The 15,798-nt window shown below is 56.0% G+C and carries 15 protein-coding genes, 2 pseudogenes and 1 other annotated feature; of the genes and pseudogenes, 9 read left to right on the forward strand and 8 right to left on the reverse strand.

Going from position 1 to position 15,798, the window contains the following annotated elements; genetic code table 11:
• Window positions 1-304: 304 nt before the first annotated feature.
• Window positions 305-1,207: a recombinase family protein gene (locus tag GV827_RS15865; RefSeq protein ID WP_164354788.1), complete on the reverse strand. Its 903-nt coding sequence runs from the start codon at window positions 1,205-1,207 to the stop codon at window positions 305-307.
• A gap of 226 nt (window positions 1,208-1,433) precedes the next feature.
• Between GV827_RS15865 and GV827_RS15870 the strand changes: the two genes are divergently transcribed.
• The 6 genes and pseudogenes from GV827_RS15870 (at window position 1,434) to GV827_RS15895 (ending at window position 5,919) form a co-directional block, all read left to right on the forward strand.
• Complete coding sequence (locus GV827_RS15870) at window positions 1,434-2,501, forward strand: helix-turn-helix domain-containing protein (protein WP_164354789.1); 1,068 nt, start codon at window positions 1,434-1,436, stop codon at window positions 2,499-2,501.
• 792 nt (window positions 2,502-3,293) lie between these two features.
• Window positions 3,294-3,765: pseudogene (locus GV827_RS23625) on the forward strand (transposase); the annotation flags it as partial.
• Window positions 3,580-3,696: a sequence feature (AL1L pseudoknot), on the forward strand. (Overlaps the previous pseudogene by 117 nt.)
• 265 nt (window positions 3,766-4,030) lie before the next feature.
• Window positions 4,031-4,219, forward strand: a complete 189-nt coding sequence (locus GV827_RS24005; RefSeq protein ID WP_328823167.1) for a hypothetical protein — start codon at window positions 4,031-4,033, stop codon at window positions 4,217-4,219.
• Window positions 4,220-4,234: 15 nt separating this feature from the next.
• Window positions 4,235-5,461 (forward strand): annotated as a pseudogene (locus GV827_RS15885) (AMP-binding protein); the annotation flags it as partial.
• 57 nt (window positions 5,462-5,518) lie between these two features.
• The gene (locus tag GV827_RS15890) at window positions 5,519-5,680 is read left to right on the forward strand and encodes a hypothetical protein (RefSeq protein WP_164354792.1); all 162 of its coding nucleotides are present in this window, start codon (window positions 5,519-5,521) and stop codon (window positions 5,678-5,680) included.
• A gap of 32 nt (window positions 5,681-5,712) precedes the next feature.
• Entirely contained in the window at window positions 5,713-5,919 is a 207-nt protein-coding gene (locus GV827_RS15895; protein WP_328823170.1) for an FAD-linked oxidase C-terminal domain-containing protein, read from the forward strand.
• Window positions 5,920-6,159: 240 nt separating this feature from the next.
• On the opposite strand, the gene GV827_RS15900 is transcribed toward GV827_RS15895, so the two are convergent.
• From GV827_RS15900 to GV827_RS15920, 5 genes are all read right to left on the reverse strand, one after another.
• Window positions 6,160-7,605 carry a DUF6880 family protein gene (locus GV827_RS15900; protein WP_164354793.1) on the reverse strand — a complete coding sequence of 482 codons (1,446 nt, stop codon included), beginning with the start codon at window positions 7,603-7,605 and terminating at the stop codon, window positions 6,160-6,162.
• 54 nt (window positions 7,606-7,659) lie between these two features.
• Window positions 7,660-7,926, reverse strand: a complete 267-nt coding sequence (locus tag GV827_RS15905) for a DUF6429 family protein (RefSeq protein ID WP_235930387.1) — start codon at window positions 7,924-7,926, stop codon at window positions 7,660-7,662.
• 376 nt (window positions 7,927-8,302) lie between these two features.
• The gene (locus GV827_RS15910; protein ID WP_164354794.1) at window positions 8,303-9,052 is read right to left on the reverse strand and encodes a hypothetical protein; all 750 of its coding nucleotides are present in this window, start codon (window positions 9,050-9,052) and stop codon (window positions 8,303-8,305) included.
• Between the two features lie 165 nt (window positions 9,053-9,217).
• Window positions 9,218-9,733 (reverse strand): GNAT family N-acetyltransferase, encoded by a 516-nt coding sequence (locus tag GV827_RS15915; RefSeq protein ID WP_164354795.1) that lies wholly within the window; start codon window positions 9,731-9,733, stop codon window positions 9,218-9,220.
• Between the two features lie 916 nt (window positions 9,734-10,649).
• On the reverse strand, window positions 10,650-11,564 hold the full coding sequence (locus GV827_RS15920) for a LysR family transcriptional regulator (RefSeq protein WP_164354796.1): 915 nt from the start codon (window positions 11,562-11,564) through the stop codon (window positions 10,650-10,652).
• Between the two features lie 59 nt (window positions 11,565-11,623).
• On the opposite strand from GV827_RS15920, the gene solA reads away from it, so the two are divergent.
• Window positions 11,624-12,793, forward strand: coding sequence for an N-methyl-L-tryptophan oxidase (gene solA, locus GV827_RS15925; RefSeq protein ID WP_164354797.1), 1,170 nt, complete (start codon window positions 11,624-11,626; stop codon window positions 12,791-12,793).
• A 107-nt stretch (window positions 12,794-12,900) separates the two neighbouring features.
• Here the strand turns inward: solA and GV827_RS23630 are convergent, their stop codons facing one another.
• Window positions 12,901-13,110, reverse strand: a complete 210-nt coding sequence (locus GV827_RS23630; RefSeq protein WP_164354830.1) for a GDCCVxC domain-containing (seleno)protein — start codon at window positions 13,108-13,110, stop codon at window positions 12,901-12,903.
• A gap of 46 nt (window positions 13,111-13,156) precedes the next feature.
• Complete coding sequence (locus GV827_RS15935) at window positions 13,157-13,618, reverse strand: hypothetical protein (protein ID WP_164354798.1); 462 nt, start codon at window positions 13,616-13,618, stop codon at window positions 13,157-13,159.
• Window positions 13,619-13,958: 340 nt separating this feature from the next.
• Here GV827_RS15935 and GV827_RS15940 point away from each other — a divergent pair, with 340 nt between their 5' ends.
• A complete protein-coding gene (locus GV827_RS15940) occupies window positions 13,959-14,855 on the forward strand; it encodes a sulfotransferase domain-containing protein (protein WP_164354799.1) in 897 nt (298 codons plus the stop codon).
• A 168-nt stretch (window positions 14,856-15,023) separates the two neighbouring features.
• Complete coding sequence (locus GV827_RS15945; protein WP_164354800.1) at window positions 15,024-15,728, forward strand: IS6 family transposase; 705 nt, start codon at window positions 15,024-15,026, stop codon at window positions 15,726-15,728.
• The last annotated feature ends 70 nt before the right edge of the window (window positions 15,729-15,798 follow it).

Genomic DNA, 15,798 nt, shown 5'->3' on the forward strand with positions numbered 1-15,798 from the left:
CGGGCTTCAAGTTCGGAAGGCTCGCGGAAAGTGTTCTGGGCAAATTCGCGGAGCAGGATGATGCCCGATCCGGTAAGAAGAATCTAAATGTAGTGTAAAAGTTATCCGCAGCACTTATAGGTGCTATGGTTAGGCAGGGCGTTAAGTCTTTGATGGCGCATATGAAAAACTACCTCGCCCCGTCTGGTTCTCAAAATTTAGCATTCAATGAATTGTTACGTCGATCCAAGCCATACTTAGCTTTTCGTTGATCTAAGAATCGACTGCACGCCTATTCTGTTGGAATTTTTTGGTGGAGGCGAGCCTATCGAGGGGCTTTGTCACCCAAAAGAAGGCCAAGATGCTCCGCTCGATCCAATAGCATTTTAACCGACGAAGGCTGCCAGCTTGTGCGTCCACGAGGGGTGCGTTCGCGCATGGATTCGAGCCGTTCGCAGATCGCTTGCAACGTCATGTCAGGATCACCGCCTTTGATGGCGGCGACAATCGCGGGAAGACGGTCGTCGGTTTCACGGCGCCTTGCTCGGCCCAGCACCTCGGCGGGCAGAAACCTCTCACGTACATAGGCTTTCACTGCACGGAGCAAACGGCTTTGAGTCCAGCGCCGGTCAAGGGTCAGAGGGCCATTGATGATCCTTAGCACGTCTTCCCAAGCCATATCGGGTCGAAGGTGGCGCACATGCGGCACCCAATCCTGCGCGGTCTCGTTTAGGCGCTTCATGTAACTGTCCTGTCGCGCCAGCCGCACCTTGCGCAGCGCGCCCGGATCCTTTGCGCGGAGCCCGGGGTTGCCGCCAACACGTCCCTTGGTGCGCGCCGAAGCAAGTCCTGCCTTGGTGCGTTCGCGGATGAGGGCGCGTTCGAACTCGGCCGCAGCACCGAGAACCTGCAGGGTGAACTTGCCCTGGGGGGAGGCCGTGTCGATCGGATCCTGCAGCGAGCGGAAGAAAGCGCCCTTTGCCTCCAGCCGCTCGATCACCTCCAGCAAGTGCGACAGAGATCGCGCCAGCCGGTCGATCCGCACGACGACCAGCGTGTCGCCCCTTTGGATGCGTTCGAGCACGCGCGCAAGCACCGGCCGCGCACGAATGCCGCCAGATGCGTGCTCTTCAAAGATCTCTGCGCATCCAGCAGATTGGAGGGCCTTAGACTGGGGCAGCGGGGTCTGATCCCCTGTGGAGACGCGCGCATAGCCTATCAGGGGCATGTAATCCAGCCGTATGCAATTTTAAGTATCGCCAATAAACGATCGTTTATAAACGAATGCAAGCGAAAGCTCTTTCGTCGTGTTTGTGCGAATTCCCTTAGGTTCTTTGCGCTGAGCGTGATGTGAGAAACCACGTCGACCATCGCGCGCGAACGCAATCTAAAGTGCGGACGATGAGGCCGAAGAAACACTTGGGAAATGTGCAAAAAAGGAGTATTTTGCACACATGAAGCCGCAAGCATCCACTTTTCATGATAATTTTAACGACACTCTTGATCCCACCGAGCGGGATGAAGAGGCATCGGAAGACGATCTCTGGTTCTTGCCGGGTCCGGTGGAAGAGGAACCCGATTATCTGCCTCCGGGGCCGCGGGCGGAACCGCCTGACACTTCGGTCATTGACGACTGGCGACGCGCGGAAGCGAGCTATGCGGCGCATCTTGCCAAAGTGGCTGGCCGGCTTGGTGCACTGGACGACCGGCTGCGCCGCGGGCCGGAAGGGTGGCGACATCGGCTGGCCCTGATTGAAGCGGCGGAGCTGAGTTGGCATGTGGGCAACCGCATTGGTCCCGATCGGTTGATGCTTTGGATGTCCATGCGCCTTTCGGGCGTGCAGGATGACGCTGTTGCGCTTGCGCGAGTCGGATGGGCTGCGCGGCGTCTGACAAGTGGTCCCGACCCCGAGGCGGACTTGTCTGCCTTCCTCGAGCGCCGCGACCCAGAAAATATGGCCGATGAGGCCGAACGTTTCGCAGATCGGACGAGCAGTTGGACAGGCGTGATGCGTGAAGCCTCAGACCTGCACCCAATCACCCGCGCCTGTATGGGCTTTCATCTCTGGAGCCTTGCGGGCCTCGGGCAACAGGGCGACAGAATGGAAGCGGCGGTCACCGCAGCGCGTATCGCCGCGGCCGAGGGCAGGGGCGCGGTTTTTGGGCCGTTGGCCATGGGCGGGACTGGGGGTCTGCGGTCAGAAGGGCCGCATGCCGATCGGCTGGTTCGCTGGCTCGCCGAGATGGAGACCGCCTGCCTGACCGCAATGCGGCACCTTGATGACATCGAGGCTTGGGCTGCGCGGGCGGAAACAGAGATGAGATTGCTCTCGGGAAAGACGCCGCCAGCCTTGCTCGCATTATTGACCGAATGGCCTTTGGTTTCTGCCCCCATGGCGGAAGCCCTCACCAATGTGAGCCGAGCGGCCGTTCAGCGCAACCTTGCTTGGATGGAGGGGAGGGGCTTAATCCACGAGGTGACGGGTCAAGGTCGGTTTCGCATGTGGCGGGCCGCAACCTAAGTGTTTAATCCCGGCACCTGCTGGATCGGATTTAGGGTGAATCTATCTGGCTTAGAAGTGCAGATTTTGCAGATGTATTAATAAGGCGTGAGACCGCTAAGTGTTTTGAGAGCTCTTGCATAAAGAAAGGCGTCAAGAGAATCGCCGAGATCGGTTGGTAGTTGTTTGAGGCTATCGTAGTGATGTCGCTTGGCGGTCGCCTCATTTCGGGGCGTGTGCTCTTTTCTCGTCAGACACTCAATCAACCTATTTTCCTCTGCTTTGATCGCGGGTAACGTAACGTCAGGGGCTTGCCACTCAACGCAGTTCACCCAACTGTACTGTTGTTCGCAGAAGTGAGTGGTTGGGTATTTCCCCTAGCTCCTCCGTTGGCTATGCAGAAGTTGGCGGAGGAGCATCTCTTCGCGCTCTAGTCCTGAAGAGTGACGTAACGACATCTTCTCCAAGACTTGTGCTCTGTCCGTGAATGGTTAACATAACTTGACCGTACTCATGTGCGGTACCCCCTCGCACTTCTGAGTTCTTTCACCAAAAGCTGCCTTGGTAAGCGAGGGGGATCACATCCTTGATGTGGTCTGATCAAGTACACTGCGGACAGGAATGGTAAGGTTTTCTTCTGTGGTTAAAAGGCCTCGGGCAAGTTAACGCTAAGTCATCGCAGTCATTCAAAGCTTCAAAGAATGTAGACACGCGAAAGGCCAGCTACCAGAATTTATGAATCGCCGCCACGGCTTCAGGTATCTGAACCGCCCTGGGTTTACCGGAGAGTAAAACACTCAAAGGATGAGCCCTATGACGAAGAGACGATTCACCCCCGCCTATCCGGCTGAACTTCGCGAACGCGGTGTTCGGCTGTTTCGAGAGACCGCGGTGCTTACACGAGCGATACGGCTGCCTACCGCGCGATTGCACCGAAGTTGGGCTGTTCGCCTGACAGCCTGCGCGCCTGGTGCCACCAGGCGGAACGAGACGCTGGGCAGCGGGTGGGGCTTACCAGCGCTGAGAAAGACCGGATAAAGGAATTGGAGCGGGAGAACCGAGAACTTCGAACCGCCAATGAGATCCTGAAGAAGGCATCTGCGTATTTCGCGGCGGCGGAGCTCGACCGCCCGTTCAAACGATGATCGCCTTTATCGAGGAGCACCGAGGCGTCTTTGGTGTCGGGCCGATCTGCCGGGTTCTGGGGATCGCACCATCGACCTTCTATGCGCATAAATCTGTCGAGCGTGACCCCGATCTTGCATCAGCACGGGCAAAGCGCGACCTGATGGACAAACCCACATCCCAAAAGTGGCGCAGTTTTACTCCAGCCAGATCCGGCAAAATGGTGCACTATTGCTCCGGCGACTGGTGCGGTCTTAACCCGGCGTTAACAGTCCGCGGGGCATCGGCAATTCATCGGGTGTGATGGTCAACAACATCTATGATGGCGCAACAATCGAACAGAACCATCAGGCTTATGCAAGCCATCACCATCTTTCGACATCGGCCAGCGTCAGTGCATTGAGAAAGGGATAAAAGAACGTCTCATGTATCACGGAAACCATCTTGCCGAGAAACTGCGCGCCCCCAGCCTTGGCGCGGACAACAGTCATTTCTTGCGGAATCATCAGACCGGGGAAGAGGTCAGCTATCAGGCATTCTTTTCCAATGCCGAGCGCATTGCGCAGGTACTGGTCGAGGCGGGTGTAGAGGCCGGTGATCGCGTTGCTGTTTAGGCCCCAAAAACCCAGGCGATGCTGGAAGTGTATGTCGCAACGATCATGGCTGGCGCGGTTTTTCTGCCGTTGAAGACCGCCTATACCGCAACCGAAGTCGCCTATTTCCTGACCGATGCAGAACCACGTGTCTTTATCTGTGATCCGAAGCGGGAGGCCGCGCTTTCGGCTGTGGCAAAAGACGCCGGTGTTGCCGAGGTGCTGACCATCGGTGCCGATGAAAGCGGTTCATTGGTGGAGCGGCGTGATGCGACGGCGCCGGGCTTTGCAGCCACTCCACGAGGGCCGGACGATCTGGCGGCCATCCTCTACACGTCGGGCACGACGGGGCGGTCCAAGGGGGCCATGCTGACGCATCGGGCGCTGGCGGCAAACGCGCAGACCCTCAAGGAAAGCTGGCACTTCAGCGCGGATGACGTCCTGATCCACGCTTTGCCGATCTTTCACACACATGGATTGTTCGTTGCGACAAATGTCACGCTAATGGCCGGGTCGTCTTGCATTTTAGTGTCCAAGTTCGATGCGGATGACATCGTTGGCTACATGCCGAAAGCTTCGGTTCTTATGGGGGTGCCGACGTTCTATGTGCGCCTTTTCGTGTCCGGCTCGGCGCCGTTGCTGGCCGAAACCCATGATCGCTGGCGCGACGTGACCGGCCACGCCATTCTCGAACGCTATGGAATGACGGAAACGAACATGAACACCTCTAACCCGTATGACGGTGAAAGACGGGCGGGCACTGTGGACTTCCCATTGCCACAGGGCGACATTGGCGTCTTGGAAGTGCGCGGGCCAAACGTCTTTGCGGGCTATTGGAAGATGCCCGAGAAAACCGCAGAGGAGTTGCGCGACACTGGTTTTTTCATCACCGGTGATCTTGGGCGCATCGACGAGGACGGATATGTGCATATCGTCGGACGCGGGAAAGACCTGATCATTTCGGGCGGCTACAACATCTATCTCAAAGAGATCGAGCTGGTGATCGGCGACCTGGCAGGCGTCGTTGAGAGCGTGGTGATTGGTGTACCAAATCCGGATTTCGGTGAAGCCGTCGTGGCGGTCATTGTTGCTCAGGAGGGTGCCGCACCGTCAGCTGAAGACATCTTATGCGGCATCAAGGATCAATTGGCCCGTTTCAAACAACCCAAATGCATCAAGTTTTTGGACTCGCTGCCGCGAAACACCATGGGCAAAGTGCAGAAAAACCTTTTGCGCGACGCTTACGACGGAGAGTTCCGGTGATGCTGTTGCGAAGGGCCGGCCAGTGTTGTGCAGCAACAAGACAAAAAGGAGCGTGATTTGACACAGAGGAACAACACTCGGGCAATTGCCGCGTTAAGAGACCTGCTCGGCGCGCGTCTGTCGACAGGCGAAAGCATTCGGGAAATCCACGGCAGGGATGAGGCCGGTTTGATCGCCCCGATCGTTGGGCATGTGGGGACGGCAATATCCACCTGCTGATCCTGTTTGACCCGAATGATCCCGAAGAACTGATAAAAGCCAAGCAGCTCGCATCAGATGTGAACCGGGTCGCCCTGTCTTTTGGCGGGACCGTGACTGGTGAACATGGCGTCGGCACCGGCAAAAAGAGATACATGGTCGAGGAACGCGGCGCAGCCTACGCGCTTATGGCTACAATAAAGCGTGCGGTGGACCCCGATAACATCATGAACCCGGGAAAAACCGTCGATATCAACTGACACATCCTTCAGATGGGCAGGGCGGTCGTTTTCTTGACGGCATCCGGGATAATCGAGTGCCAGACAACCAGCCCGTTTTGTCTCGAAGACTGTGAGTTCGACCACCGCCGGATTTTGCACTCGCGGCGAAAGTCCGGTTCGGTGAAGCTGCATCGCGGCGCGGACCGACGCGGTGAGTGTCTCCTGTGGGCCGGTGCTATCACCCGCGCCCGTACGTGAGGCGCTGATTGTCTACCCTATTCAGGTGGATTTCACGCCAGACCAGAAACCGGATTTTCGCGGGTGTTTGGCCTTCAGCTCTGCCGTGAAAGCAACGTGGTCGATAGACTGCCCATAGCTCTCTATATACGCGTCGGCACTGGCGCATTCAGCGAAATGCTGGATCGCGTGTTTGTAACGAGTGGATCTGGCCTTGTCCAAAGTGTAGCGGATCATGGCGCGGCGGCAAAGGGTAGCGGCCAGTGGGTGGTCATGCTGCAAGGCGTCCGCCGCCGGGGTGAGAGCATGGTAGGCATCGCCGTCCAATTCATCGACGCGCGCAGTGATCAGGTCGGCCGCGAGTTTACGGTCGGGCCAGTCGAGGAAGAACCCAAGTGCGGCCTCGAAATTTCGATGACTGAAGGCAAGAGCCTTGGCCTTTTCCTCCATCTCGATATCGTCGAAGTCAGGCAGGGCCTTCAGGAGGTCGCGCAGATAGGACGGGGCCAGGGTTTCGCTGAACCTTTGCCAGCGGAATGCGTGCAGTTCTTCTTTGCGATCAAGCGCGGCAAGGGCTGCGACATAGGCCTCATCCCAGGTGTGCGGGATAAAGCGCTTGCCAGCCGTGTCCCGTACGGTTTCGAGAATGGGCACCGCTTCGGTGGCGCGGTTCGCGGCGATTAGGCGTGTGGCAGCGTCTGCAGCGAAGGTGGGATTCTCCAGCTGCTCGACATCAAATTGAGACAGAAAGGCATCAACATCGCCTTCCAGATCGGCGATCTCCTGGCGCCAGCGGCGGATTTCGTCGGCCTTGCGCTTTGCCGACCAGTCTTTGTCGAGGGAATAGCCGACCGGCTCGGCGCCGACAAAAACCGCGCGGCTTTCCATCGAGTCTTCGGGCAGCGGTGCTGCCTCATAGGTGTCAACGGCGTCTTTCAGCGCGACGATACCATCGGGCGTCAGAGCCGATCCGATATAATCCAGAAGCCCGTCCCACTCGCCATAGCCGTTGTCCGACATGGCAGCGAAGATGCGCTCAGCCAACACCGGTTGGTTTGGTTGGATGTGAGGGGCTAAATCCTCGAACCGGGTGACGGCGTCTCGGAAGATATCGCCGATGCTGCCATTGCTGTCATCTGTCCGCTCATAAACAGATGGCGCAAGTTCAACGAACTGCCAGAGAAGATCAAAGGCGGTATCGGGCGCGCCCGGCGCAATCTTGTCTGCGATCATAGTCAATTGCGTATCCAGATCGCGGATGAGAGGCCGTGTCCGGTTCCACTCCACATAGCTGGTCGAACGACGTATGGTGGCGATCCGCTTGCGTACCTCATGGGCCAGTGCCTCGGGCCCGGCGGCATGGGTCAGCTCCAGCCTGAGTCGGCGCTTGATCTCTGCACTGCCCTCGCCCAGTTCGAGGCATAGATCGGCCAATCGATCAGCGCCGAGTGCCACCAGATTCTGTTTATTCAGTGCTTTTTTGGACATGGAGTACGGATAGGCTGTTCAACCAGACAGCGCAATCGGGTCGGATGCAGCGGGTCAAGTTGTGCTGAAAAATTCGTTCAGAGCAGCCTCGGCGACGGCCAGGCCTTCATCGGTCAGGGCAAGTGATTTGGCCCGGCCAACTGGATCGTGAACCAGACCTTTCTCGTGCAGCCGGTCGGTGATCGCCCAGTCGATACCCTTCCAGACCCGGTTTTCGTCATGCAGCGACAGGCTCAGAATGGCCAGCGCGGCTCGATCCAGTTTTTCAGTATCAAGCTCCATGGTTTCCTCTCCTCCGAAGTGTCGGCGCGCAGCCATCATCTCGCCGCTCCGCGATCCCGGGCAAGCGCGACTTTGAACAGGATGGTCGGCAGTCCTGGAGAGTAGCAGCAGAACCTTACTGTTCGAAAGGAATGGGTTGAAGGCAAAGACGATCAGAGAGCTTGATGGACGCAAATCTTGCACTTGCAGCGAATGGCCAATTTGACGGGCCGCACCGCCGCATTTCTATTCGTCGCCGGACGGCGGCTCTGGGCCGTGAGTGACGACGCGATCTGGGCCCATCCGCCTTGATGCTGCAATCGATCTAATGGCGGCAGCGAGCCCAAGGGAGACATCAGTTCTCAAGCTGAGTTCTTTAGATAAAAGCAAGGTACGCCATGCCTGCGTCTGAAAGGTGCTGCGACTGACCAACGAATCAGTTGTCTATGCGGTCAAGAAAGCGGTTGGCAGCATCGTGGAGCACGCTTTCGCGCGGCTGGCCCGGGATGATGGTTACAACGATCCGGTGACGAGTTTCGCGTCCGCTTGCTTCCTGTCTGACAAAATCTGCGTCAACGGAATTGATCGCCCGGGAGAAAATGGGTGATCGATCATTTCTCAAAGTAACATTAAAACTCATGGCGTAGTTCACTTCTCGCGGTGCGCGACCGGTGTGTGCCACTAGCCGGTCGGTTTCCGTGACCCACTCACGGAGGCCTAGGCCACCTTCGATGTAGCGTACGCCCGTCTCGGAAAGCGGCACTTCTGCCGTCGGGCAAGCCGGCGTTGTGCCAACAATGTGGGTAATACGAAAGTCCATTAGCCGAAGTGCCGCGCCTTCCGGCACTCTATCGCGACGGAGCGTGAGGTCGGTCGTGGCGATAGGGATCGTCAGGGTAAGGCTACCGCCGCTAGATTCCGAAACTTGAACAGTAAGAGTAAGCGTAATCTCGGCTTTCATCGCGGAAAAGCGCGGATCGGAACGGGTTGCGGCGGCGTCAAGTTCACATTGTGCAGCACTCAAAACGTCTGCGGCGCGCAAAAAGTCCTCGGGACCGCCGGGCGGTGTCAGCGCAGGTGGGTCACGGTCGCAGGCGACAACCGCTGTGAAGAGCGCCAAAATGAGAGGTATCTGCGGCGACAATTCGGTCCTTCGCTTCAGGCCCGATGGGAGGCTCCAGGTCATCCTCTCACGCTAGATTTAAAGGCAGTCACAGACAAGCGCCAATGAACTCCGCCAAAAATGGCAACGTATTGCATGCAAGCGAGTACACGGATTTTGACTGAAAAATGAGAGTGCGGATTGTTCGAGTTTTTCGACACACTCAGCCGCAAGCGGAAAGAACAGAAATCAACTGAAGTCGAATTGCATATAGTCAAAGTAGTCAGTCAGTTCGATAGGGTCGGAACATTCCGGGTATCTTTCGATGAACCTAAAGCCGAGGCTTTCATAGATGCGGAGCATATCTTGATTGCCTGTTACAGCATTCACCAAAAGGGTGCGCCAACCCATGTTCCGAGCGGCCTCCATCCGGGCGTCCACCAAAGCTCGGCCGAGGCGGTTTCCACTTGCTTCCGGTCGAACAAAAAGACGCTTTAGCTCTCCGGCATCTGGGCGGGCTTGTTGCAGCGTGCCACACCCCACAAGGCGATCTTGTTTGCCATATGCCAGAAAAAGGCGGCCGGTTGGCGGCAAGATCGTCTGAATATTCGCCAGAACGGAAGATGCCATATCTTTTGGTTCTTTTTTCGCAGATCCGCCCACCAAACCCAGTTTACGAAATACGACCGCGTAATACTCGGTCAGAAGTTCTTCGAATGCGGGTTCGTCATCTACTTCGGTAACCGACACTATCCGATATGCCATACTGACCTCTTTTGCTGCTCAATAAAGACAGGCAGCTTACACCGCTGTTCCGCGCCGACACAGTAAAATTTGCAAGGGCATCAGCCAATGACACAGCCTGGAATGCATTGTTACGCCTTGTGTCGACGATGGCAGCTTTGTCCGGAGGCTGTGTGAAAACTATTTGCGCGGCGGCAAAACGACAAAAACAGCAAGATTTGCAGCCTCTCTCGTTGAGCTGAGCCACAAACACCTCGCTTCGGGAAAATGAGCGGCACCAAAAGGGCGCGAATTTCGAGTTTTCACACACCCTCTCCTCGATGTGTGAGTTCGACCATCTCCAGATTTCGCACCTGCGGCGAATGGCCGATTAGCGGGCTGCGACTGCAGAAGCGTGACGGTTGAACGAACGGCCTGGGTCGAAAGCGTCTATCGACTAAGATCAGCCAAAGGTCTGGAAAGTCCCGTAACTCGGTTATTCATCCGTAGCTCTACGAATGTCTCCTATTTGGTTTTTGACAGTTCGATGCTTAACAGGTTTGGAATGTCACTTCTGACTGACGGCGGCAGACTTTGCGCCGTGGAGTTTGCCTGTAAGGATAAGGGCTCTTGGACTTTCTTGGATCATGACAGTTCACAACTGTGAACTCTCGGCGGTAGCGTAGTTTGAGGACAATGGGCCTCCAAACAGGCCAGATCCGGAATCCCTGAGTATCTGATCCCACCCGTTGAAGCTTTTCCAAATCAGCTCTTCGCTCCGGATCGATCTGCGTCGCAAGGAATGTCCGCTAGCGGCACTGCAAATACCAGCCGCCGTCTTGCTCGAAGAACCACGGTCGCACACGACGATCCTTTTTGACAGAGACCCGCTCGCCTTGCTCGTTGCTCATCCATTTCCGCTTAACGATAAGGCCGCGGCTGATGTCGATGTCTGAGCTTAATCATGAACCTCAATTTCCCCCGGCCGCTCACCCTCAAAAAGATCGCGGTCTGACAATATTGTATCGGCCAGAAACTCGGTCATCAGGCGTAAACGCGCGACTTGCCGGACTGCTGGATGACGCAGAACCCAGATATCCAGGGCGCCTTCAAAAATTGGATCAGGGAACAACCGGGAAAGGCCAGGGTCTGGGTCAGCCATGTAGCAGGGCAAGGCAGCAATACCGACCCCATTGCGGACCATTGAACGCATTGTCTGCATATCATCGACGCGGTGCTTCACCACTGCGTCTGGAAAGTGAGAAGTGATAAGTAGTTTTGAGTAGGCCTCGTCCTGCCACCCGATCCAGTGCCGGGGTGCGGCCTTTTCACCGGTACAACCAATCATATCATTAGCCACGTAGACAGCAGTGGCTACTTTAACCAACTTTCGCCCAATCAGGGTCTCGGGTGGACGACTTGTGTTTCGCACCGCGACATCTGCTTCACCACGACTGAGGCTGAGGTTCTGAAACGTGCAATTAACGCTTAGCTCAATACCGGGATGCGCTTGCAAAAAGCGGGCGAAGTGGGGCGCAAGATACAGATTGGACATGACCTCAGTGCAGGTAACCGTAACCTGTCCTTCGAGCCGCATATCACGCCCACTGAGGCGGCGTTCGATCTCGGAAATATCTTCACCGACCTGGTTTGCAGTTTCATAAATTTCGGCGCCGGGGCCGGACAACTGGTACCCATCGCGGTTGCGTTCGAAGAGTTTGACTCCAAACGCTTGTTCCATTGCAGCTAATTTGCGTGACACAGTTGGCTGGCTCACCCGCAGCCTGCGTGCTGCGCCTGTCAATGATCCAGCGCGCGCCACGGCCAAGAAGATCTTGAGATCGTCCCAATGTAACTCCATGCAAATCTGCATAATGATTATTCAATGATTATTCTACCCAACAAAATTGAATGCCTTTAGACCCTTACGACATGGCCAATGTGGGAGATTTCGAAATGGAGACTTTTGATGTCATCGTGGTTGGGTTGGGCGCTATGGGAAGCGCTACGGCATATACCCTTGCAAAACGCGGAGCACGTGTGCTGGGCATTGATGCCAATCTGCCCCACAGTAAGCTTGGTTCATCGCATGGACCAACGCGAGCCACTCGCGAATCCTATTTTGAGTCACCGGAATATGTACCGCTTGCCCGCCGGTCCAATGATCTTTGGCGAAAGTTGGAGGCAGAAAGCAACGCTCGTTTGCTGGACATAAAAGGTGCGCTCTATTTCGCACCGCAGAACCATCCGCTTTTGAATGGTGTGTGCCTGGCGGCGGATCAACATGGTCTTGCTGTCGAGAAAATCGATACTGAGGAGGCTGAGCAGCGCTATCCCGGCTTTTCAGTCCCGGATGGCTGGCAAATTCTCCGCGAGCCGGGGGCGGGGCTTCTCCAAGCAGAGGCCTGTCTTGACGCATTTCGTGATCTTGCACGGCGGCATGGAGCACAATTGCGCTTCCAGTCGGCAGCGACCAGATGGCGGCAAGAGGGAGGGGGCGTCGTCGTAACTGTGAATGGTGAAGAGATCAGCGCAGGCAGGCTCGTTCTGACATTGGGTCCTTGGGCATGCGATGCTTTTGCCAGTCTGGGTTTACCCTTGAAACCCCGGCGCATACCTGTGGTCTACTTCGACACAAAACAGCCCAAGAACTACGATCCTAATGACTTCTCGGTTTACTTCTGGGCCGCGCCTGAAGGATTTTTCGCGGGCAAGCCTCATTTCGATAACCTGGGTACAATGCTTCTGAGGCATGATGCCGGAGACGCGGCCTCACCGGATACCATACAGCGTGTAGTGACTGATAAAGACAGGGGGGAAGTTTCAGACTTTGCCGCCAAGTACATACCGGGCCTTAATGACGGCATCCGATCTGCGCATGTGTGCATGTATACGATGACACCGGATAATCATTTCATTGTCGACCAGCATCCGAACATGCCTGACGTTACCATTGCGACGGGTTTTTCAGGACACGGCTTCAAGTTTGCGCCGATAATAGGTCAAATGCTCGCAGACCTCGCGCTTAACGGACACACAAGCCTTCCAGTCGGTTTCTTGTCAATCGACCGGTTTGCATCGAAACAAGCGGGCGCCGCTTGAGCTCGGTGCAAGATTGCGGCTACGCGGCAAGAGGTTTCCTTGAGGACATTGAAGCCTGGTTTCGCAACACACTGTTTGCCCACAGTGTTTGCGAATACGAGATTAGATCAGCCGCAACACGATCCACCTTCTTGGATCGGGGGACAAGGCACAGTTCCGTAGGAGCAATAGACACAGCAATCGCAGGGTAAAGGCTTGAGCACAGCCTTGCATGAGGAGCATTCGTAGAACCACTGACAAGCATCTGTCGGCATGGTCTCCGCTGCCTTGTGGCCACACTCGGGGCACGTGATTTCGCTTTCAAGGGTGAGGTTCAGATCATTCAACGTGCCACGTCAGAGTTATGAGAATATCAGCGTGTTTTCACTCGGGCCCAGGACCCACGGTCAATATCTTGCCGTTGCTCCAAACCAGCGCTTCATAGCACACCTCTGCTCCAGTGCCTCCACACCAGCCTCCATCACGTCCAATCAGAAGGAAACGGTCAGGACCCCAATCAATGAGACGCCAACCTGTTGCCTGCCATGCCATCGTCTCACCGTCCAAAATGAGATTAAGTATGCAGCCACCTGTTCCGCAGTAGAGCGACACAGCGGAAGAACATGCGTACTGGCTTTCGTCCACAAGTTCCGCGTTCACGGTCCCAAACTTGGAGCGTAGTTCGATTTCAGTGACAGCATCGCCTCGATCGAACTCGCCGTTTTCAAAGCTCTGGCAATCTGCTGCCGCGCGGTCGATGAGGCGTTGAGCTTCGGGCGAAACCGCCATTGCTGAACCGGCGCTCACAGTAAGCGCGACCAAAGCAGCGAAAATCCTTTGGACCATTTGTCAATTCCTCCCGTTCAATCGGCTACACGATGTCCAGCGAGAGCTAAAGCAACCGTAACACACTCTTTGCCCCACAGTGTTTGCGATACAGTTTTCCACCACAGTGTTTGGGAACACACTCGAAGACAGCGTGTTGTGTGGCGATATCGGCAACGGCAGCAATGCTACGATGGGCGGTCATCTGATGGTTTTAATCAGATGTCTCCGTTGAGCCCAAACCGGGCCCGCCTCTGGCACTTTGCCTACGCAACTTCAGAGAAATTGTGCCGCCCCTTCTTCCGCATGAAGATGTTCCGTGGCAGAGTTGTTTTTTCAGTTAGCTGAAGGGATCGGGGAAATGAGCGAGCTGGATCAGCCGAAAAAGACAAGGGAAATCCACAACCACCATTTTGACTCGACTATTTGGAACGATTTCAAGTTTCGAGATGACGATATAATAATCGCCACCTACGCGAAGTCAGGAACTACTTGGGTTCAGCAAATCGTCAGCCAGCTGATCTTCAATGGCGTCGAAGGTCACGACGTGGCCGAGATGTCGCCGTGGCTGGATCTTCGGGTTCCCCCGAAAGAGATCAAGCTGCCTGAGGTTGCGGCGCAAACTCATCGACGCTTCCTCAAAACTCACCTGCCGGTAGACGCGCTCGTTTTCTCGCAAAAAGCCAAATACATTTACATCGCCCGCGATGGCCGCGACGTAGTCTGGAGCTTCCACAACCACCATGCCAACGCGAATGACGCATGGTATGAGGTCCTCAACGAAACCCCCGGCCGGGTTGGGCCGCCGATCGAGCGACCGACACCTGACATCGTGCAGTACTTCCGGGAGTGGTTGGAAAAAGATGGCTATCCGATGTGGCCCTTCTGGGAAAACATCCGAACTTGGTGGGAGATTCGCCATCTGCCAAACGTGCATTTGATCCACTTCGAAGCGCTCAAACGCGATATGCCGGGAGAAATTCGCCGCATCGCCGATTTCCTTGACATCGAGATTGACGATGGCCGCTGGGAAGCGATCCTGGAGCACTGTTCATTCGACTATATGAAGGCGAATGCGAGCAAGTCGGTGCCTATGGGCGGAATCTTTTGGGACGGCGGTGCAGAGACTTTCATCCACCGCGGTGTGAACGGTCGATGGCGCGACATTCTTCCCGACGATGACAAGGCCCGCTATGAAGCCAGAGCCTTGACTGAACTCGGGCAAGAATGCAGCAGCTGGCTAGCGTCTGGAGTATAGCGGCTCCGGAGGAACTCAGGTGCGCCCAATCTGAAGTGCACCTTTGAGGGTGGACCGCAGTCATTCCGGGTCATCGCCCTACGGCGTTTGGAGTCAACAAGTAGAGGCGCGGGTACTGTCAGAACAAACTAGCTTGAGGCGGGCAGGGCGGTTTCGTAGCCTCACCGGATGACCAAACCTGATCCATTTCGTTATTTTAAAACGAGCCGCGAGATTATCCGCCTGGCGGTAATGCTGTACGTCCGTTTCCCTCTGTCCCTTCGAAATGTCGAGGATCTGCTGCACGAACGCGGCATCGATATCAGCCATGAAGCGGTGAGATACTGGTGGCACCGGTTCGGCCCGATGTTCGCTTCCGAGATACGAAAGCGACGGATTGAGGGCATGAAGTCCAGCCGATGGCGTTGGCATCTCGACGAGATGTTCGTCAAGATTAACGGCGAGCGGCACTACCTTTGGCGGGCGGTCGATCATGAGGGCGAGGTGCTGGAAAGCTTTGCGACGAAGACACGCGATAAGAAGGCGGCCCTGAAATTCTTAAAGAAAGCAATGCGTAAGCATGGTTGCCCGGAGGTGTTCGTCACGGATCTGCTGCGGTCCTATGGCGCCGCGCTGAAGGAGATCGGCGCGGCACACAGGCAGGAAACCGGTCGCTGGCTGAACAATGGGGCAGAGAATTTACATCTGCCGTTCCGACGCCGAGAGAGGGCGATGCTTCGCTTCCGGCGCATGCGAAGTTTTCAGAAATTCGACGCCGTCCACGCATCCGCTTACAACCACTTTAATCAGGAACGCAGCCTTTCAACTCGAACGAATTTCAAACTCAACCGCGCCGCCGCTCTTGCTGAGTGGCGCGGTCTCGGTGCGGCATAAAGGGCAGTCATATTGTCCTTGCAGAGACGAGTTCGAATTGGTCTGACAGCACCGCCACAAACCTTAGACG

The sequence above is a fragment of the Sulfitobacter sediminilitoris genome (genome assembly GCF_010667575.1).
Lineage (GTDB): Bacteria > Pseudomonadota > Alphaproteobacteria > Rhodobacterales > Rhodobacteraceae > Sulfitobacter > Sulfitobacter sediminilitoris.

Excerpts from the sequence above, each read along its gene's own strand:
- GV827_RS15865 (WP_164354788.1), bottom strand. The coding sequence starts at position 1,207 with ATGCCCCTGATAGGCTATGCGCGCGTCTCCACAGGGGATCAGACCCCG.
- GV827_RS15870 (WP_164354789.1), top strand. The coding sequence starts at position 1,434 with ATGAAGCCGCAAGCATCCACTTTTCATGATAATTTTAACGACACTCTT.
- GV827_RS24005 (WP_328823167.1), top strand. The coding sequence starts at position 4,031 with ATGTATCACGGAAACCATCTTGCCGAGAAACTGCGCGCCCCCAGCCTT.
- GV827_RS15900 (WP_164354793.1), bottom strand. The coding sequence starts at position 7,605 with ATGTCCAAAAAAGCACTGAATAAACAGAATCTGGTGGCACTCGGCGCT.
- GV827_RS15905 (WP_235930387.1), bottom strand. The coding sequence starts at position 7,926 with ATGATGGCTGCGCGCCGACACTTCGGAGGAGAGGAAACCATGGAGCTT.
- GV827_RS15910 (WP_164354794.1), bottom strand. The coding sequence starts at position 9,052 with ATGACCTGGAGCCTCCCATCGGGCCTGAAGCGAAGGACCGAATTGTCG.
- GV827_RS15915 (WP_164354795.1), bottom strand. The coding sequence starts at position 9,733 with ATGGCATATCGGATAGTGTCGGTTACCGAAGTAGATGACGAACCCGCA.
- GV827_RS15920 (WP_164354796.1), bottom strand. The coding sequence starts at position 11,564 with ATGCAGATTTGCATGGAGTTACATTGGGACGATCTCAAGATCTTCTTG.
- solA (WP_164354797.1), top strand. The coding sequence starts at position 11,624 with ATGGCCAATGTGGGAGATTTCGAAATGGAGACTTTTGATGTCATCGTG.
- GV827_RS15935 (WP_164354798.1), bottom strand. The coding sequence starts at position 13,618 with ATGGTCCAAAGGATTTTCGCTGCTTTGGTCGCGCTTACTGTGAGCGCC.
- GV827_RS15940 (WP_164354799.1), top strand. The coding sequence starts at position 13,959 with ATGAGCGAGCTGGATCAGCCGAAAAAGACAAGGGAAATCCACAACCAC.
- GV827_RS15945 (WP_164354800.1), top strand. The coding sequence starts at position 15,024 with ATGACCAAACCTGATCCATTTCGTTATTTTAAAACGAGCCGCGAGATT.